The sequence below is a fragment of the Tractidigestivibacter sp. genome, from assembly GCF_057241865.1.
In genome coordinates, this window is record NZ_DBHHPX010000017.1 from 25,888 (window position 1) to 44,159 (window position 18,272).

Genomic DNA, 18,272 nt, shown 5'->3' on the forward strand with positions numbered 1-18,272 from the left:
CGATGAGGGCCCAGTCGTTCAATGACGGATGGCAGTTCCGAAGGCTTGCCCTCGAAGGCGAGAAGAACGCGCCCCTCGAGGACGTCACGCTTCCCCACGACGCGATGATTGGCGAGAAGCGCAGCCCGCAGGCGGTATCGGCTCAGAACAGCGGCTGGTTCGAGGGGCGCGACTACGAGTACACCAAGACCTGGGTTCCGCCGGAGGAGTTGGCGGGCAAGTCGCTCGTTCTCGAGTTCGAGGGGGTCTACCACCTCGCGGAGGTGTGGGTCAACGACGCGCTCGTGGCGGAAAGGCCCTTCGGATACACGAATTTCTACGTTGACCTCGATGGGCTGGCAGAGCCCGGGAGGCCGTGCGAGCTGCGCGTTGTTGCAAGGAACTCGGACCAGCCCAACAGCCGTTGGTACTCCGGGGCGGGCATCTACCGTCCCGTCACGCTGTGGGTGGGTGAGCGGGTGCGGCTCCTGCCAAACGGCATCGCCGTGCGCACGCTCTCGCTGGACGGTAGCTGCGCCAGCGTCAGGGTTGCCCTCAGGGCGAGCGACACTGGGTTGGCAACGGTCGAACTGCTGCCGGAAGACTCCTCTGAGCCCGTCGCCGCTGGCAGCGTCGAGCTGGGTGCTGACGGCACCGGAGCGCTCACGCTCGAGGTGCCCCAGCCCCGCGTCTGGTCGCCGGAGCATCCGGACCTCTACCGATGCAGCGTCGCCCTTGCTGGTGAGGGCGGCCGCATCGACCACGCCGAGACGCTCTGCGGCATCCGCACCCTCGAGTGGGGCGACGACGGGCTGCTCCTCAACGGCAATCGAATCGTGCTGCGAGGCGCCTGCGTCCACCACGACAACGGCGTGCTGGGCGCTTGCGCCTACGCCGACGCGGGGTGGCGCAAGGTCCTTCTCATGCGCGAGCAAGGCTACAACGCCCTGCGCTCTGCCCACAACCCCTGCTCGAAGGCGCTGCTCGACGCCTGCGATCATCTTGGCGTCCTGGTGATGGACGAGTACGTGGACCATTGGTACATCCACAAGACGCTCCACGACTACGTCGAGCACTTCGACGCGTGGTGGTACAAGGACCTGGAAGACATGGTCGAGAAGGACTGCAACCACCCCAGCGTCGTGCTCTACTCGATTGGCAACGAGGTTGCCGAGACGGCACAGGAGCGCGGCGTCCTTCTCACCCGCCAGATGGTCGAGCGCCTGCACACGCTGGACCCCACGCGACCCGTCACCTGCGGCGTCAATATCTTCTTCAACCTGCTGAGCTCGCTGGGGCTGGGCCAGTACTCCGACGAGAAGGCACGTCGAGAGGCCGAGTGGGCCGCGCGGCAGGGCGTTGCTCCTCACCGCGCGGTGGGCAGCGAGTTCTACAACAGGCTGGCGGGGCTTCTCGGCGCTGGGTTCATGAAGAAGGGCGCTGCGCTTCCCGTATGCGACCGAGTCACGCGCGACGCCTTCGCGCAGATGGACGTTGCCGGTTACAACTACGGCATCGACCGCTACAAGCACGACCTGCGAGCGTATCCGCACCGGCTCATCCTGGGGAGCGAGACCTTCTGCTCCGACGCGCAGCGATTCAGCGAGTTCGCCGAGAGGGAACCGCGGCTCATAGGAGACTTCGTGTGGGCGGGCATGGACTACCTCGGCGAGACGGGCGTTGGCTCTTGGGAGTACAAGGACTACGCGCCGCGCGAGAGTGTTTTTGGCTGGCTCACGGCGGGGTCGGGTCGCGTGGATCTCACGGGCAAGCCCCTGGGCGAGGCACTCTACACGCGGGTGGCGCTTGCCGGAGAGGCTGGCCCCTACCTCGCCGTCTGCCCCGTGAACCACACCGGCGAGCGGCACTCGCCGAGCGCCTGGAAGATGTCGAACGCCATCGAATCGTGGAGCTGGGATGACTGCGAGGGGAGGGTCGCCAACGTCGAGGTCTACGCGCGTGCGCACGAGGTGACGCTGCTCCTCAACGGCCGAGAGGTCGGGCGCAGGAGGCTCAGGGGCTTGTGCGTGGCCCGAATGTCCTGCAGGTTTGAGCCGGGGACGCTCGAGGCCGTTGCCTTCGACGAGGATGGACGCGAGCTGAGGCGGCATGCGCTGAGAAGCGCCGAGGGTCCAACGGAGCTTCGTGCCGAGGTCGAGTATGCCGGCGTGCCGGGCGGGTTTGTGCGCCGGGACGTGTGGCATGGTGGGGCAGATGAGAAGGTCGTCGGCGTTGGCGCTGGTAGGCTCGCCTTTGTCCGCATGCGCTACACCGGGGCGGAAGGCGAGACGCGTCCACTTGCGAGGGGTGTGTTGAAGGCTTCTGTCAAGGGTGGAGACCTTCTCGGCTTTGGATGCGCCTCGCCCTTCAACGAGGGCAGCTTTGTCACGGGGGAGACCCAGACCTACTTTGGTGAGGCCCTGGCGGTCGTGCGACCGGCACCGGACTCGAGCGGCGTGTGCCTCTCGGTCACCGATGGCACGCTCTCAGCGACGCTGGAGGTTCCGGTCATTCGCTAGCGGGCTCGCCTCCAACTCCATCGATGCCACCGGTGCCGCCGCCGGAGGTGCTGCCGGCGGCGGTTTTTAGTCGGCAGCAATCCCGCTCGGCTACGATTCGGTTGTCGGCAATGCCGCGCGGTGGCAATATCATTCTTTTGCGGAATCCGTGAATCGAACTGGACGTTTCCGCAGTTCGTGAGTATCGCGATTCACGGATTCCGCAAAAGAAAGGCAGAGGGGGCTCCGAAAGGGGGCCGGCGATGGGGGCTCCGGCAGGGGGCACAGCCGGCAGGGTTGCCTAGTGGCAGACGAAAAGTCCGGGCCCCGCAACTTGCCTGCGGTGCCCGGACTACTGCGCGATTCAATGAGGAGCTCTGCGCTATGCGCTCTCGGCCCCCGCTGCCACCCCCTCGTTGCGCTCCTTGAGGGTGGCCTGCTCCACCGGGAGGTTCTTCTCGACCGTGAAGAACAGAAGCAGCACCCCGCAGATAGCGAATGCCACGGTCTCGACCCAGATGTAGCAGCCGGCGATTGCCGTTTGGGCTGCGGCAGACTGGGCGGCAACGCCAAGCGCAATATCTGCCGCCTGGTCGTATCCCACGCTGCCCAGGATGCCCGAGAAGATCGCGTTGCAGATGGGCGTGGCGGCAACTGCGATGCAGCTGTAGATGGACATGGTGAGGCCGTCGGTGCGGATGTGGTTCTTGTACTCGATGTGGTCAATTACATCAGCGAGCATGGCAAGGATCATGTAGCCAAGCGGAGCGGACCCAAGGCACTTGATGGCGACACCCGCTGCAACGGGCACGATGTTGCTTCCGCCAAGCCCGGCGATGATTCCGCCAATAACGCCGACCACCATGCCCACGATGCACACGCGCTGCTTGCCAAACTTGTTGCAGAGAGGGATTACGAAGAGGATGGCTGCCGCCATGGGAAGCGCGCCCATGATGCTGAGGAGCGACTGCGATGCACCCCATGCCTCTGCGGTCCCAAAGAACCCGTTGTCGAGGACCCACTTGCAGAAGTACACCATCGATCCGTTCTTGAAGGCACCGCTGAACTGGTAGAGCAGGTACGCGACGATGATGATCCACCACATGGGCTCGTGCGCCACGGAGGAGAGCTGGCGCGAGAGCGACGGCGCCTCCTTCTTCTCGCCTTCTGCCTGAGAGGCGCTCACCTCCTCGGTGATGCGTTCACGTGTAAAGCGAAACTGCAGGTAGACGGTGATGAGAGTAAAGAGTGCAATGGCGGACATCGCAGGGAGCCAGAGGCTCTGGTCTTCCTTGAGATAGAACGAGACGAGGATGGGGAAGACCATGGTGCCGGCGCCCATGACGCCAAATCCGGCGATGTTTGTGAAGGATGCCATGGTCCCGCGCTTCTCGGTGTCGCGCGTCGAGACCGCGACCAGCGTCGAGTTGGCAGTGTTGTAGATGGGATATGCCACCGAGTAATATAGGTTGAAGGCTATGGCAATCCAGACCATGCGCGCGGTGCCCTCAAACGGCACGAAGAACATGAGGACCGTAGACACCGCAAGGGTAAGGGCGGAAAGCAGAATCCAAGGACGCGCTTTCCCGGCAAGGCAGTGCGTACGCTCTATGAGCTGGCCAACCATGAGGTTCGCTATGACGATGAGAACGGTCGAGACCAGCTGCAGCGCCGTGAGGAACGAGAGATCGAGGCGCAGGACGTCCGTGAAGTAGTTCTGCAGCTGGCTCGTGAAGATGCCTGAGGCGAGAAGTCCGCCAAACGGGCCGAGGAAGTATCCAAAGATGACCTCGGGCGGCGTGACGCGGTCGCGCTTCGCGAGCGAGCTGGTGAAGGGACTCTCCCAGAGTCCCTTCCTGGGCTTCTGGGACGTTGCTGTCTCTGCCATGTGCTTCCTCCTGTCAGGCGTTGTGGGCCACTGGCCCGAAATGATGACGAATCCAGCAAGTGCTTGGCTCGGTATGGAATATGTTAACAAGAATTCAGAAAAATATGAAAATGGTTTGCAGACGGTTGGGTTATGCTGGTGACAGGTTCCCTAGAGACGCTCGAATGCCGGTTGGAAAACAATTTCCAATGTTTAGCGAATTTATGGTATTAATTACCTAAGTCACAACCGAAAAGAGGGAACAGACAGGTATCGTAGACACCGACAGCGATATTCTGCCCAACACTCAGGGAGGCAACATGGCTTCGTGCCACCTGGCAATAGACATCGGGGCGTCGAGCGGTCGCGCCATCGTGGGAGAGCTGGACGAGACGGGCCGCATCCGCCTCACGGAGGTCCACCGTTTTGAGAACGGCCTCACGCGCAAAGACGGGCACCTCTGCTGGGACATCGACGCCCTGTGGGAAAATGTTGTTGCCGGCCTTTCGGCCGCCCACCAGCGTGGCCTCACGCCTTCCACGGTGGGCATCGACACCTGGGGCGTGGACTTTGTGCTGCTCGACGACCACGACCGCCGCGTAGGCGACGTGGTTGGCTACCGTGACCCCCGCACAGAAGGCGTGCGGGAGGAGCTGGGGCGCACGGGCGTGCTCGACTTCTCGGAGCACTATGCGCGCACGGGCATCCAGTATCAGCCCTTCAATACGGCCTACCAGCTGGTTGCCCTCAAGCGTGAGCATCCCGAGCAGCTGGTCTCCGCCCGAGCCCTCCTCATGGTGCCCGACTACCTCAACTTCCTCCTTACAGGCGAGAAGGCCAACGAGTACACCAACGCGTCTACAACCGCGCTGGTTGGGGCTACGTCGCGCGATTGGGACCGCGAGCTTCTCGCCCGCCTGGGCCTGCCGGCAGACATCTTCCAGCCTGTCCGCATGCCGGGCTGCTCGCTGGGCCGCCTTCGCCCAGAGGTCGCCCGTCGCGTGGGCTTTGACGCCGAGGTGGTGCTTCCCGCCACGCACGACACGGGCTCGGCCTTTTTAGCTGTCCCCGCGCGGGACGACCACGCCGCCTTCTTAAGCTCTGGCACCTGGAGCCTTTTGGGGACGGAGCTTGTGGCGCCTGTCACCACGCCCGTCAGCGCGGCGGCAAACTTCACGAACGAGGGTGGTTACCAGGCAAGGTATCGCTTCCTCAAGAACATCATGGGCCTCTGGATGATTCAGCGCGTGCGCCGCGAGTCCGCACGCCCGGATGGGACCCTCCCCAGCTGGGGCGAGCTTGTCTCTGCCGCCAGCACCGCTCACGAGCAGGGCTTCCGTGCGGTTGTGGACGCCGAGGACGCGCGCTTCCTCTCGCCAGCCTCGATGGTGGGGGAGGTGCGTGCCGCCTGTGAAGAGGCTGGCCTGCCCGCACCCAAGACAACGGGCGAGGTGGCCTGCGTGGTCTTCGACTCGCTTGCCGCGGACTACGCGCGCACGGTGCACCAGATGGAGGTGCTCACGGGTACGCCGTTTACCAGCGTGAACATTGTGGGCGGAGGCGCTGCCAACGCCTACCTCAACCAGGCCACGGCCAACGCCTGCGCACTTCCCGTCTACGCCGGCCCCACGGAGGGCACCGCCCTAGGGAACTTGATCGTGCAGTTCATCTTTGCGGGGGAGCTTCCAGACCTTGCCGCTGCCCGCGCGGCAATCGCTCAAAGCTTTGATATCAAGGAGGTCACACCACATGAGTAACGCATCCACCGTCGCCGCACCCGCCGCCTACGAGGCTGCCCGCGCACGCTATGCCGCCTACGGCATCGACACCGAGGCCGCTCTCGCGCGCCTGGCCGCCAAGCCCATCTCCATGCACTGCTGGCAGGGCGATGACGTGCAGGGCTTTGACCAGGGCGACAACCCCGCATCGGGCGGCATCATGACCACGGGCGACTACCCCGGTCGCGCCCGCAACTTCGAGGAGCTCAAGGCGGACTTCGCCTACGCCGCGAGCCTCGTCCCGGGTGCCAAGCGCGTGAACCTGCACGCCAGCTACGCGGTCTTCTCGGACGAGAACCCCTGGCACGACCGCGACAAACTCACCTACGAGGACTTTCGCCCCTGGGTCGAGTGGGCGCGCGAGTACGGCTTTGGCATCGACTTCAACCCCACGTTCTTCTCGCATCCGCGCGTCAACCATGGCCTTACGGTGAGCTCGCCAGACGAGGAGACCCGCGAGTTCTGGATTCGTCACGCCATCTGTTGCAGGCAGATCTCCGAGAGGATCGGCGAGGAGCTGGACGACGAGGTCCTTCTCAACTTCTGGATTCCCGACGGCCTGAAGGATACCCCCACCGACCGCTATGGCCTGCGCAAGAACCTGGTAGACGCGCTGGATCGCATCTATGCCGAGCCCGCGCCGCACGTGGTTGACTCCTTCGAGCAGAAGGTCTTTGGCATCGGCGTCGAGGGCTTTACGGTGGGCGACCAGGAGCTTTATGAGGGCTGGGCAGCGCGCCACGGCGGGAGCGCCTGCGTGCTTCTCGACACCGGTCACTTTAACCCCACCGAAAACGTGGCGGACAAGCTCTCGGCACTGGCGCTCTTCTTTGACCACCTGCCGCTGCACGTTACGCGTCCCATGCACTGGGACTCGGACCACGTGACCCTCTTCAACGACGACCTGCGCGAGCTTGCGGGCGAGATCGTGCGCGTGCCGGGTGCCTGGGAGAAGTCGATGATTGGCATGGACTTCTTCGACGCCGCCATCAACCGCATTGGCGCATGGGCGTGCGGCATGCGCTCCATGGAGAAGGCCCTGCTCTTCCAGCTGCTCCAGCCAAACGATGAGCTCAAGGAGATGCAGGACACGTTCCAAGACTCGCGCAAGATGATCGTGCTCGAGCAGTTCAAGTGCATGCCCTTCGGCGACGTGTGGGACGAGTACTGCCGTCGCGAGGGTGCGCCGGTCGAAAGCGAACTGTGGGACAAGGTCAAGGCATACGAGGATGAGGTTCTGAGCGCCCGCGCATAGGCGGGTGGTCTGGCGAGAAGGGAAGCAGCGATCATGGCTATGGTCGATCTGGACTTTGTGCAGGGGTTCGCGCGTATGTGCAACGACGGCTGGCTGCAGGGCTGGCACGAGCGCAACGGCGGCAACCTCACGTATCGCCTGAGCGAGGAGGACGTGGAGGCCGCGCGACCGTTCTTTGACGAGCCGCGCAGATGGCACGAGATTGGCGTTGCCCTGCCCAACCTGGCGGGGGAGTACTTCGTGGCGACGGGCTCGGGCAAGTACCTGAGAAACGTGGCGCTCGATCCCGCGGCGAACATCGGCATCTGCGAGCTGGACGAGAGGGGCGAGCGCTGGCGCGTGGTGTGGGGCCTTCTCGGCGGCAGCGTGCCCACGAGCGAGTTCCCCACGCACCTTATGAACCACAGCGTGCGCAAGCGCGTGACCGGCGGAGCCAACCGCGTGATCTACCACTGCCACGCCACCAACGTGATCGCCCTTACCTACGTGCTGCCGCTCACCGACCGCGACTTCACGCGGGCGCTCTGGCAGAGCGCCACGGAGTGCCCGGTGGTCTTTCCCGAGGGCGTGGGCGTGGTGCCTTGGATGGTTCCCGGCGGCGTCGACATCGCGCGTGCCACGAGTGAGAAGATGGAGACCTACCAGGCCGCGGTCTGGGCCATGCATGGCCTGTTCGTGAGCGGCGCAGACTTCGATGCCGCATTCGGGCTTGCCCACACCATCGAGAAGAGCGCGGGCGTCTACGTGCGCGTTCTCGCCTGCGGCGGCGCGCGTCAGACGATCACCGACGACGACCTACGTGCCATCGCACGCGACTTCGGCGTGATGCTCAACCCGGAGATGCTGGACTAGGGGAGGGGCTGGCCCTGGCTTGGCCAGCCCAAGGGAAAACTACGGCTTAATTGCAGGTCGTGGCTCCGCCAGGGGTGCAATTGAGTCGCAGGTTTGTCCCGACGGGCAAATAGTCTCAATCGTGCGTACGCATGAGTAAGTAAATCTGCCGGGACTCTGGTGTTTGCCCAGTTGGCCGAGAAGAACATGGTAACGAATCGAGGTCGTGCGTACGCACGATGGCGATTTTCTGCCATCACGGGACCTCTGGCAGGTGAAATTGACAGATAGTCGAGGTCGTGCGTACGCACGACCGCGGCCTTCTGCCATCGGGGCGGTTGCCTGTCGGGCGGCATTGATGGTCGCTCTGATGGGGCCGCCCGTCTACCTCCTCCCTGTGTCCTTTGGGTCATCTTTCGCGCCCTTCTCCGCAGCATGCCGCGCGTTCTCCTCGAGCTCCCTTGCGGCGCCCTCGGCCTTGCGGCGCCACTCTTCGACCTTGGGCTTTCTCTTGGCGTTCTCGTACTGGGTGGCGATCAGCAGCGCAAGCCTCATGCGCTCCTGCGCGCTCTTGGCCTTCTCGTACTGCACTTCCATCTCGTCGATGTGGCTGTAGTCGCTCTCGGCAAAGATGTCCCACATGAGTCGTGACTCATCCGCCACGGACTTGTCGGCGGTCTTCTCAATCTCTTCCAGCAGGGGCTTGGCGTCCTTGTAGCGCTCGTGCTCCATGTAGTAGCGGTACGCCTTCACGACGAGGTCGGCGCGCTGCTTCTTGGAGGGCCGCATGGAGAACAGCAGGTCAAACTGCTTGGCGGCGCTCTTCTCGTCGTCATTCATGAGGTAGGCGTTGAGCTTCATGTACTCGCGGTTGTACGGCGGGAACAGCCACTTCGAGCCTGGGGTCTCGAGCAGGTCGAGCGCCTCGTCGTACTTGTCGGAGCGAAGGAGCAGCGCAAACTTCCCAAGCCTTGATGTGCGCAGCACCTGCTCGATAATGAAGTAGGCTGCGGCGACGCAGATGAGGACGATGGTGACGATATTGAACTCCATGGGGTCTCCGGTAGACGTAGGGTTACGGCTGCTAACAGTGTAGCCCGAGCGGAGTCAGCCCGCACGCAGATGCGGGGTGGTCCCGCAGTGACGGGCTCCGCAGCCCAAGATCCCAAATTTGCGAGCCTGGCTCGCGTGGAGTTTGTTCTCAGGCTATCTTCTATACCGACATGCGGGCTTACTACTTGCGGCGGGATGTGGCAATGGCAAAGGTGACGCTCAAGGATATCGCACGCGAAGTGGGACTCTCGTCTGCCACGGTGTCGCTCGTTCTCAACAACCGACCGTGCCGCGTGAGCGAGGAGAACCGCCGCCGCATCAAGGAGGTCGCGTTGCGCAAGCACTACATCCCCAACCAGATTGCGCGCAGCCTGGTGATGCAGCAGTCGCACTCGTTTGGGCTGGTCGTGCCCAACATCCAGAGCCGCTACTTTGCGTCTCTCGCCAACAACCTCGAGATTCTCTGTCGCGAGCGGGGCTATCTGCTGCTGATCACCAACTCCGTGGGCTCGTCCGAGAGCGACGCCGAGCTGGTCCGCCTGCTGGTGAACCGCGGGGTCGACGGTATCTTCCTCGTGGTTGCGGACGAGTTCACCACCGACCAGGAGCTTATCGACGCCCTTGCACAGCTGCCGGTGCCGCTTGTGATGGTTGACCGCTTTATCGAAGGCGTGAGCCGAGACCGCGTGCGCTACGACAACGAGCTTGGCGGTTACCTGGCTACGGATCACCTTTTGCGGCACGGGCACCAGCGGGTGGCATGCATCATCAACCCGGGCTCCAACACGGGTCGACTGCGCCTTGCCGGCTATAGGCGCGCGTTGGCCGAGCATGGGATTGACTTTGACCCCAGGCTGGTCTTCGAGAGCGACTACTACATTCCCGACGCCTGGCAGGCGGCCGAGGGCCTTCTTGCCACCGATGCCACGGCGGCATTTGCGAGCAGCGACAACATTGCGTTGGGGCTGCTCAAGCGCGTGTACGAGCACGGCCTGCGTGTGCCGGACGGCCTTTCGGTGGTGAGCTACGACAACAGCGCGGCCGACTCCCTCTTCGAGCCGGCGCTTACGTCTATCGAGCAGAACGTGCCCGCGATCTCCAAGGTTGCGGTCGACATGATGCTCGCGCGCGTGGGGGAGCACGGTGACGATGCAGAGGTTGCGCCGTCGGTCGAGCGCATGCTCACGCCACGGCTGGTCGAGAAGGACAGCGTCCGGTGGTTGTAGGCGGTGGGTTCATGGCGGTCGGCTGGCCGCGGGTGGCGTGCGTGGGGAACGGTGCGCATCCTTGCCGCTCAAGCGGGTTGACGACGCATGATTGCGCTGCCGTAAATTCCGACCGATTACGACCGTCTAACCGGTGATGTTTTACGGAGAAGGTCTCTCTCGCCGCAAATCCCGAACGTTTCATATGCCCCGCACCCCTGTCAAGGGCAAGGCTCGCCCAGCCCCGGATCCGTCGACCCGGGGCCGGGCTGCATCGGCAGGCGCCATGCCAATCGGAGAGGTCTCCGCTGAAGTAGCCGGCGGACGCGGGCGTCGCGGCACTTTCAGATTCGTGGACACCGGCGGGGCCGGCCCACACTTCGCGTGATTCGGCAGTGGGGGTGGTCGCTCTCCTTCTTTGAGTCTAGTCACGCACGCGCCGCGCAAGGCGGTGTGCAAATCGTCCTCGCGAGCCTCCCCGACGCCTCCGGACCGGCATGGGGGCCTGCGGATGGTCATGCGTCCGCGGGCCCTACGCGCGTCCCAGCTCGCGGTCGACCATGCGCCCCAGGGCCCACATCTCGGAGACGACCTCCGAGGCCACCGCGACCTTGGCGACGTTGACGCCCTTCCCGCGCGCGACGAGGTCGCCGAAGCGCCTCTGGTTGCGCTCGTTGCACCTCACCGCCTCCGCCTCCACGGCGGCGGAGACCCCGTGGCCCTCCCCGGGCGCCGCCTTCCTGGCGCCCCGGTGGTTGGTGAGCGACGAGAGGCCCTCGACGACCGCCCTGCGCACGGTGGCGTCGCCCGCCTTCGTGATGCCGCCGTTCCTGCCCGTGCGCTCCCCCGAGTCGTGGCGCGAGGGGACGAGGCCGAAGTAGGACCTGACGCTCCTGCCGTTCCGGAAGCGCGAGAAGTCGTCGACGGTGGCCACGAAGGCGAGCGCGCGCATCCCGTCGACGCCCTTGGGGCGGCAGAGCGCGTCAACGTAGGGCCGGAACCTGTCGCGGCCGGCGATCTCGAGGCACCTGCGCCTGAGCTCCCCCGTCCTCCCGATCCAGTCCAGGGTCGATGCAAGGTAGAACCCGAGCGCCTCCCTCTCGTCGCGCTCGGGGAGCTCGACGGACCGGACCCAGGCGACGTAGTCTCTCGTCCAGGTCTTCCTGAGGGCCCCCGAGGCCGTGCGCTCGTCCCAGACGTGCCCGTGCCTCAGGAGCATCGCCGAGAGCTGCTGCCTGATGCGCCTGGTGGCCGCGGAGGCGTCCTGGTGGGCGCGGACCATGTCGCGGGCGGCCTCGGCCCCCTCCGAGGGGACGTAGACGGCCCTGCACCTGCTCGATGGGGCGACGACCGCCTCGAGCAGCGCCCTGGCGTCGCGGCGGTCGTCCTTGAAGGCCCTGTCGGAGGCGCTCCTCGGGATGCTCGACACGGCGATCACGTCGCAGTCGAGGCCGGCGCCCCTGAGGTCGCGCGCCAGCTGGAAGCCGCAGGGGCCGGACTCGTAGACGAAGCGGACGGGCGCCCCGACCCAGGCGAGCGCCCACCCGGAGATGCCACTTGCCGAGGGGCACCCGACGAGCCTCGTCGAGCGGACCTCGGCGGTGTCGAGGCGGATGCCGCAGAGCGCCACCGAGCGCGCGTGCTGGTCGAGGGCGACGACGCCCGCGTGGCGCGAGTCGAGGGTATACTGTCCCATCAGAGGGCCCCTTTCCCTGTGTGCGGCAGGCTCGCCGCGGTTTGTATGGTGCAACCAGCGTACACGAGCCGAGCCCGCGAGGAGACAGGATGGGGGCCCTTCGTTCATGTCTGCCACATGGATGCGGGGCATATCGTCTAGCGCTGCCCGACCACCTCGCACTCCCCAATTGTGCAGACCTTACGCACCGCTCGAGAAATCCGATCTGTTCTCACAATGATAAAACGTTTTACCTACTACACTGTGAAATATGCAGACAGTAGTAGCCGGTGGGTGAGCGGCACAGCATGCCGCCAGCGAGAGGAGAACGAGTATGGCTCAGCCCGTGTTGGGAACTCCCTGGAAGAAGCTCGACGGACCGGTGAGCGAGGACGAGATCGCGTGGGTCGACAAGTATTGGCGCTGCGCCAACTACCTCTCCGTCGGCCAGATCTACCTGCGCTCCAACCCGCTCATGCGTGCGGACTTCAAGAACCAGGACGGCCCCGTCGGCTTCACGCGCGAGGACGTCAAGCACCGTCTCGTCGGCCACTGGGGAACCACGCCCGGCCTCAACTTCCTCTTTGGCCACGTGAACCGACTCATCCGCGACCACAGCCAGAACGCCATCTTCCTCATGGGTCCCGGTCACGGCGGACCCGCCGGCACCGCGCAGTCCCTCCTTGACGGCACCTATCGCGAGATTCGCCCCGACATCACCAACGATGAGGCTGGCCTCCAGAAGTTCTTCCGCCAGTTCTCCTACCCCGGCGGAATCCCCAGCCACTACGCGCCCGAGACCCCTGGCTCCATCCACGAGGGCGGCGAGCTGGGCTATGTCCTCTCGCACGCCTATGGCTCGGTGCTCGACAACCCCAGCATGCTCGCGGTTGCCGTGGTGGGCGACGGCGAGGCCGAGACCGGCCCTCTCGCCACCAGCTGGCAGACGAACAAGTTCATGGACCCTCTCACCGACGGCATCGTGCTGCCGATCCTGCACCTCAACGGCTACAAGATCGCCAACCCCACCATCCTCGCCCGCATCTCCGATGCCGAGCGCGACGAGTTCTTCCGTGGCATGGGCTATCACCCCTACAACTTCGTCGCCGGCTTCGACGAGGAGGACCACGCCTCCATCCACCGTCGCTTTGCGGCGCTGCTCGAGGCCGTCTTCGACGAGATCTGCGACATCAAGCGTCGCGCGGCCGCCGGCGAGGCGTCCCGCCCGTTCTACCCCATGGTCATCTTCCGCACCCCCAAGGGCTGGACCTGCCCCAAGGAGATCGACGGCAAGAAGACCGAGGGCTCGTGGCGTGCGCACCAGGTGCCCCTGGCGTCCGCCCGCGACACCGAGGCCCACTTCGAGGTCCTCAAGGGCTGGCTCGAGTCCTATGGCCCCGAGGGCCTCTTCGACGAGAAGGGCGCCATCCGTCCCGAGGTCACCGAGTTCATGCCCGAGGGCGAGCTGCGCCTGGGCGCCAACCCCAACACCAACGGCGGCAAGCTCCTTGAGGGCCTCGACCTCCCCGACACCTCCAGGTACGAGATTGACGTCAAGGGCGGCGGCCACGGCTTTGGTGCCACCGAGGCGACCCGCGTCCTGGGCGAGTACACCGCCGAGCTCATCAACAACAACCGCGACAAGTTCCGCATCTTCGGTCCCGACGAGACGGCATCCAACCGCCTGCAGCCCAGCTACCAGGTGACGGACAAGCAGTGGTTCAACGGCGACCTCAACGACGACCCTGCCAACGACGAGCACCTCTCGCCCGTGGGCAACGTGATCGAGCAGCTCTCCGAGCACCAGTGCGAGGGCCTTCTCGAGGGCTACATCCTGACCGGCCGCCACGGCCTGTGGTCGAGCTACGAGAGCTTCGTGCACATTGTCGACTCCATGGTCAACCAGCACTGCAAGTGGCTCGAGGCCACCGTGCGCGAGATCTCCTGGCGCAAGCCCATCTCCGGCCTCAACATGCTCCTCTCGAGCCACGTCTGGCGCCAGGACCACAACGGCTTCTCTCACCAGGATCCCGGTTTTGTGGACGTGCTTCTCAACAAGTGCTTCAACAACGATCACGTCGTGAACATCTACTACCCCGCCGACACGAACCTGCTCCTGGCCGTGGCCGAGCGTTGCTATACCTCGGCCAACTGCGTGAACGCGGTCTTTGCCGGCAAGCAGCCCGCCCCCACGTGGCTCACGCTCGACGAGGCCCGCGAGGAGCTCGCGGCTGGCGCCGCCGAGTGGAAGTGGGCGTCCAACACCGCTGACGACGAGGAGCCCGACATCGTCCTTGGCTGCTGCGGTGACGTGCCCACGCAGGAGACCATGGCCGCGCTCGAGCTCCTCGACAAGCTGGGCGTCAAGTGCCGCCTGGTGAACGTGGTTGAGCTGCTCAAGATCCAGAACGCCTCCGAGAACGACGAGGCCCTCACCGACGAGCAGTTCAAGGCGCTCTTCACCTCCGACAGGCCCGTCCTCTTTGCCTTCCATGCCTATCCCGGCACAATTCGCCGTCTGATCTGGGGCCGTCCCAACCACGATAACTTCCACGTCCACGGCTACGAGGAACAGGGCTCCACGACCACGCCCTACGACATGCTGCGCCTGAACCACATGGACCGCTGGGCGCTCGCGGCCGACGCGTTGCGCATTATCGACGCCGAGAAGTGGGCCGACCAGATTGCTGAGTGGGAGAAGTTCCGTCAGGATGCCTTCCAGTTTGCGGTTGACAACGGCTACGACCACCCCGCCTTCACCGACTGGGTGTGGCACGACGCCAAGGACGCTGCCACTGCGGTCAGTGCCACCAAGGCCACGGGCGGCGACAACGAGTAGGCGTCTCTCTCGTTGCCGCGTGTTTTGTCTGGGTCCGTCGGCTTGCGTCGGCGGGCCTTTTCTTGTGCGGGGGCGGAGAGTGGGATCCCGTTTGGCACGAATTTACGGTTGGTGGCAGTTTTTCGGGATCGCTCCGAGTACAAAGCGGTTCTAGGTTTGATGAAGCGCAGGTCAGGGGTTTGCGACTGGCATCATGACATATAAGTAATGCAACTGATTCTGCCACCAACCGTCATTTCGCAAAACGGGGCTCGTGGCGATTTGGGCTCGGCGGCGGTGCCGCCCCTCCTGGTGGCAGTTTGTTGTCGTTGTGCGTACGCATAAATGCGGTTATCTGACGGCTGGGCCCTTTGGGGACCACACCCTGCCGAGAAAGCCGCATTGTGCGCACGCACAAGCCCCGCCTGTTGCCATGGGCCTCTCGCCCAACTGGGCGAACGCCGGGGCTGTGCCGGGAATCCACGGTCGTGCGTACGCATGATTGCACCTTTCTGCCAGGCGGGGTTCCCGGGGGGCCCATTTCGGCGGAAAGTCGGCATCGTGCGTACGCACGAGCGTGCTTCTCGGCCAAGCAGGGTCTTGAAGAGGGCAGGCTTACTGGTTAGCGATCGTCCCACAGTGGAGTTATACAAGATTGCACAGGCCCCATTTGGGGTGGTTCTCGGGTTTGCCGTATCCTTCTTGCATAACCGCACGAAAGGATTAATATGGCGCGCAAGCTGACGGACGAGGAACGCAGGAACCTGGACCTTCTGAGGGAGGCCCTGTGCGCCGTCCTTGAGCCCTCGCAGAAGAACAAGGCCGCGTCGGTGGCAAGCGCGCTCGTGCGCGTGCGGAGCGAGGTTGTGACCGAGGAGGACCTGGCTCCCATCTTCAAGCGCTGCGGAAAGGATGCCCAGGCCATCGAGGCAGCGGTGAGGTCTCGGGCACTCAATCCCGTCGAGGGTCAGGAGGGCGTCTACACACTACGCGTTCCCGAGGGAAAGCCAATGGAGGAGGACTCGGAGGCCCCGGTTGCCCCGGCAGACGCCGCGCCAGAGGCAGGGCTCACGTCCGACCCAGCGCCAGAGCCTGCGGAGACACCAGAAGCCCCAGTTGTCGCGGCACCCGATGCGACTGAACCTCCCGTCGAGGCTGCAACGCTCGCGCCGCGCCACACTGCTCGCCGCCGTATCTCGAAGCGGAGGCCAGTGGCCGAGCCAGACGATGCTGCGGTTGTGCCAACAGAGCCCAGCGCGCCCGAGCCTGCCGCGCCTGATCTCGTTGCGCCACAGGAGACGGAGCCCCCTGCGCCCGACGCACCTGCCAGGCCGCCCGTTCGCCAGACGCACGGTCGCGTCCGCCGCATGGGGAAGGGCTCGCCCTCAAAGCCGGTGCAGCTCTCGGACGTCCCCTACGTCCGTCGCGGTGGCCCTGCCGAGACCGAGATGCGCGCCAAGGTTCTGGAGCTTGACCAGCGCTTCTGGATGAACGGTTGGCTTCTCAGCCACCCCGGTGCCTACACGCTCTTCGAGCGCCAGCTCACCGCGCTCAACGACGCGCTGGTCAACGGCGCGCTGCCTGGCGACATCACGCGCCGCCAGCTTGCCTACCAGATGGGCGGAGACGAGAAGTTCTTCGAGTACGGCTCGGATGGTCACCGCCTCCTGCGTGCCATGGGCATGGAGGACGTCATTCGCCACAGGCCCATGCCCAAGCCGGACCTTCTCTATCACGCGCCGCGCCGCAGGAAGCACATGCGCGTGCTGGTGACCGAGAACCTCGACCCCTGGCTTGATGTGCATGACCTTATGTACGAGGAGGGACGAACCACCATCCTGGGCGAGCGCATTCATGCCGTGGTTCTGGGCGGAGGCACGCCCATCCTGGAGCACAACCGCCTGGCGCTGCTGCTCGACACGCTAGGCGCGGACTCGGTGGAGGTTCTCTACTGGGGAGACATCGACCGCGCGGGCATCGACATCATGGTGCGTCTGCGCGACGTCTTGGGCGGGCACTACCCGTTCGCGCCATTCATCCCCGCCTACCAGCTCATGATTGACAGGGCGCAGGAGCGCTACCCCAATCCCGCCGACAACGAGCAGACCTGCCAGGTGAATATCGGCATGCCTGACACGTCGCCTCTCCGTGACGGCCTCACCGAGGAGGCCGCGGCCTACGCGCGCACCGTGGTGGAGGGCTGCCGCCTCATCCCGCAGGAGATTCTCACGCGGAGAGATTTGTAGGCGGCGGATGCTGGGCGTTGAGCGGCATGCATCATTGATCAAATCTACAAGGAGAATACCATGTCCGACCTGCTTTTCGTTGAGTACCCCAAGTGCACTACGTGCAAGCGCGCAAGGGCGTGGCTGGACCAGCACGGCGTTTCTTACACCGACCGTCACATCGTGGAGGACAACCCCACCGCAGCCGAGATCGCAGAGTGGCAGGCCAGCTCCGGCCTTCCCGTGCGTCGCTTCTTCAACACGAGCGGTCAGCTCTACCGGCAGATGGGTGTGAAGGCCCGGCTTGACGCAGGGATGAGCGACGAGGAGGCCTTTGCCCTTCTCGCCACCAACGGCATGCTGGTCAAGCGCCCGATTGTGGTGGGGGATGACTTCGTGCTTGTCGGCTTCAAGGAGCCTGAGTGGTCTGATTGCCTGCTGTGAGACAAGGGGACAGCCCCCTTGGCTCATTCGAGCGGATGGCCCTTGGCCAGCTCGTCCACAAGCTTGTCCAGCACGCGGACTCGGTGCATGGTTGGGTCCTCTATCTGGGCAACATCGATGCCGCAGGCCTTGCCGCGCACGAGGCTTGCCGCCGGGTCGTACGCTGGCGCGTCATCGAGCCACGCAGCAAGGCTTGCCGCCGCCAGCCTCTCGTCGGAAAGGTCTGACGGCACATAGCCGAGAAGCCACTCGATCACGGCCCAAAGCTCTTCTCGGCTGCGGCCCTTTCGCTCGACCTTTGCAAGGTAAAGGTCAACGTAGCGCCTGGCGGGCCCGTCTATCTGCGCGCAGACGAGAGAAACGTCCACGCCACCCCCCGGTCCTTGCCAATAGCACGTGAACCTTGATGCTCCCCGCTCCAAATGCCTTAGGGAGATCGAGAGGCACCTGCACAAACGCACCGTCGATTCCCTCGACCTTCTCGATTGTTGCGGTAAAGCTGTAGGTCTTCACGGCCTTCTCCTCCACAATGAGACAAAGGGAAACTCCCCCTGCCCCATTGTGGAGCAGATGTGACGCTTGCGCCGCGGCAATCGCGTCGGGAAATAACTACTCACTCTGTGTAATACTTCACAAGGCGTGAA

13 protein-coding genes are annotated in these 18,272 nt (G+C 64.5%); 8 read left to right on the plus strand and 5 right to left on the minus strand.

Annotation, left to right across the window (positions count from 1 at the left end; all coding sequences use genetic code 11):
* Positions 1-2 precede the first annotated feature (2 nt).
* Positions 3-2,498 (plus strand): glycoside hydrolase family 2 TIM barrel-domain containing protein, encoded by a 2,496-nt coding sequence (locus ACO59D_RS07115; RefSeq protein WP_485126396.1) that lies wholly within the window; start codon positions 3-5, stop codon positions 2,496-2,498.
* Positions 2,499-2,859: 361 nt separating this feature from the next.
* On the opposite strand, the gene ACO59D_RS07120 is transcribed toward ACO59D_RS07115, so the two are convergent.
* On the minus strand, positions 2,860-4,365 hold the full coding sequence (locus ACO59D_RS07120; protein ID WP_485126397.1) for an MFS transporter: 1,506 nt from the start codon (positions 4,363-4,365) through the stop codon (positions 2,860-2,862).
* A 299-nt stretch (positions 4,366-4,664) separates the two neighbouring features.
* Here ACO59D_RS07120 and rhaB point away from each other — a divergent pair, with 299 nt between their 5' ends.
* Genes rhaB through rhaD form a run of 3 tightly spaced genes read left to right on the plus strand, consistent with a single transcriptional unit; the run spans position 4,665 to position 8,229 of the window.
* Complete coding sequence (gene rhaB, locus ACO59D_RS07125) at positions 4,665-6,101, plus strand: rhamnulokinase (RefSeq protein ID WP_485126398.1); 1,437 nt, start codon at positions 4,665-4,667, stop codon at positions 6,099-6,101.
* Positions 6,094-7,377, plus strand: a complete 1,284-nt coding sequence (locus ACO59D_RS07130) for an L-rhamnose isomerase (protein ID WP_485126399.1) — start codon at positions 6,094-6,096, stop codon at positions 7,375-7,377. The genes rhaB and ACO59D_RS07130 overlap by 8 nt, the downstream gene beginning before the upstream one ends.
* Before the next feature lie 33 nt (positions 7,378-7,410).
* The gene (rhaD, locus tag ACO59D_RS07135; protein WP_485126400.1) at positions 7,411-8,229 is read left to right on the plus strand and encodes a rhamnulose-1-phosphate aldolase; all 819 of its coding nucleotides are present in this window, start codon (positions 7,411-7,413) and stop codon (positions 8,227-8,229) included.
* A gap of 363 nt (positions 8,230-8,592) precedes the next feature.
* On the opposite strand, the gene ACO59D_RS07140 is transcribed toward rhaD, so the two are convergent.
* Positions 8,593-9,261 carry a hypothetical protein gene (locus ACO59D_RS07140; RefSeq protein ID WP_485126401.1) on the minus strand — a complete coding sequence of 223 codons (669 nt, stop codon included), beginning with the start codon at positions 9,259-9,261 and terminating at the stop codon, positions 8,593-8,595.
* 203 nt (positions 9,262-9,464) lie between these two features.
* Between ACO59D_RS07140 and ACO59D_RS07145 the strand changes: the two genes are divergently transcribed.
* Entirely contained in the window at positions 9,465-10,487 is a 1,023-nt protein-coding gene (locus ACO59D_RS07145; protein WP_485126402.1) for a LacI family DNA-binding transcriptional regulator, read from the plus strand.
* 511 nt (positions 10,488-10,998) lie between these two features.
* Here ACO59D_RS07145 and ACO59D_RS07150 read toward each other — a convergent pair.
* Positions 10,999-12,162, minus strand: a complete 1,164-nt coding sequence (locus ACO59D_RS07150; protein WP_485126403.1) for an IS110 family RNA-guided transposase — start codon at positions 12,160-12,162, stop codon at positions 10,999-11,001.
* A gap of 313 nt (positions 12,163-12,475) precedes the next feature.
* Here ACO59D_RS07150 and ACO59D_RS07155 point away from each other — a divergent pair, with 313 nt between their 5' ends.
* The 3 genes from ACO59D_RS07155 (at position 12,476) to ACO59D_RS07165 (ending at position 17,628) form a co-directional block, all read left to right on the plus strand.
* Positions 12,476-14,980, plus strand: coding sequence for a phosphoketolase (locus tag ACO59D_RS07155; RefSeq protein ID WP_485126404.1), 2,505 nt, complete (start codon positions 12,476-12,478; stop codon positions 14,978-14,980).
* A 707-nt stretch (positions 14,981-15,687) separates the two neighbouring features.
* Entirely contained in the window at positions 15,688-17,205 is a 1,518-nt protein-coding gene (locus ACO59D_RS07160; RefSeq protein WP_485126405.1) for a Wadjet anti-phage system protein JetD domain-containing protein, read from the plus strand.
* Positions 17,206-17,265: 60 nt separating this feature from the next.
* Positions 17,266-17,628 (plus strand): arsenate reductase family protein, encoded by a 363-nt coding sequence (locus ACO59D_RS07165; RefSeq protein ID WP_485126406.1) that lies wholly within the window; start codon positions 17,266-17,268, stop codon positions 17,626-17,628.
* Between the two features lie 23 nt (positions 17,629-17,651).
* Here the strand turns inward: ACO59D_RS07165 and ACO59D_RS07170 are convergent, their stop codons facing one another.
* Together ACO59D_RS07170 and ACO59D_RS07175 are read right to left on the minus strand one after the other, a co-directional pair.
* Positions 17,652-17,996 carry a DUF2200 family protein gene (locus ACO59D_RS07170; protein ID WP_485126407.1) on the minus strand — a complete coding sequence of 115 codons (345 nt, stop codon included), beginning with the start codon at positions 17,994-17,996 and terminating at the stop codon, positions 17,652-17,654.
* Positions 17,941-18,156, minus strand: a complete 216-nt coding sequence (locus ACO59D_RS07175; protein WP_485126408.1) for a DUF1905 domain-containing protein — start codon at positions 18,154-18,156, stop codon at positions 17,941-17,943. The genes ACO59D_RS07170 and ACO59D_RS07175 overlap by 56 nt, the downstream gene beginning before the upstream one ends.
* Between the last annotated feature and the right edge of the window lie 116 nt (positions 18,157-18,272).

What these genes read in the sequence shown, in the direction of transcription:
- rhaB (WP_485126398.1), top strand. Translation starts at nt 4,665, where the DNA reads ATGGCTTCGTGCCACCTGGCAATAGACATCGGGGCGTCGAGCGGTCGC.
- ACO59D_RS07165 (WP_485126406.1), top strand. Translation starts at nt 17,266, where the DNA reads ATGTCCGACCTGCTTTTCGTTGAGTACCCCAAGTGCACTACGTGCAAG.
- ACO59D_RS07140 (WP_485126401.1), bottom strand. Translation starts at nt 9,261, where the DNA reads ATGGAGTTCAATATCGTCACCATCGTCCTCATCTGCGTCGCCGCAGCC.
- ACO59D_RS07160 (WP_485126405.1), top strand. Translation starts at nt 15,688, where the DNA reads ATGGCGCGCAAGCTGACGGACGAGGAACGCAGGAACCTGGACCTTCTG.
- ACO59D_RS07145 (WP_485126402.1), top strand. Translation starts at nt 9,465, where the DNA reads ATGGCAAAGGTGACGCTCAAGGATATCGCACGCGAAGTGGGACTCTCG.
- rhaD (WP_485126400.1), top strand. Translation starts at nt 7,411, where the DNA reads ATGGCTATGGTCGATCTGGACTTTGTGCAGGGGTTCGCGCGTATGTGC.
- ACO59D_RS07120 (WP_485126397.1), bottom strand. Translation starts at nt 4,365, where the DNA reads ATGGCAGAGACAGCAACGTCCCAGAAGCCCAGGAAGGGACTCTGGGAG.
- ACO59D_RS07155 (WP_485126404.1), top strand. Translation starts at nt 12,476, where the DNA reads ATGGCTCAGCCCGTGTTGGGAACTCCCTGGAAGAAGCTCGACGGACCG.
- ACO59D_RS07115 (WP_485126396.1), top strand. Translation starts at nt 3, where the DNA reads ATGAGGGCCCAGTCGTTCAATGACGGATGGCAGTTCCGAAGGCTTGCC.
- ACO59D_RS07150 (WP_485126403.1), bottom strand. Translation starts at nt 12,162, where the DNA reads ATGGGACAGTATACCCTCGACTCGCGCCACGCGGGCGTCGTCGCCCTC.
- ACO59D_RS07130 (WP_485126399.1), top strand. Translation starts at nt 6,094, where the DNA reads ATGAGTAACGCATCCACCGTCGCCGCACCCGCCGCCTACGAGGCTGCC.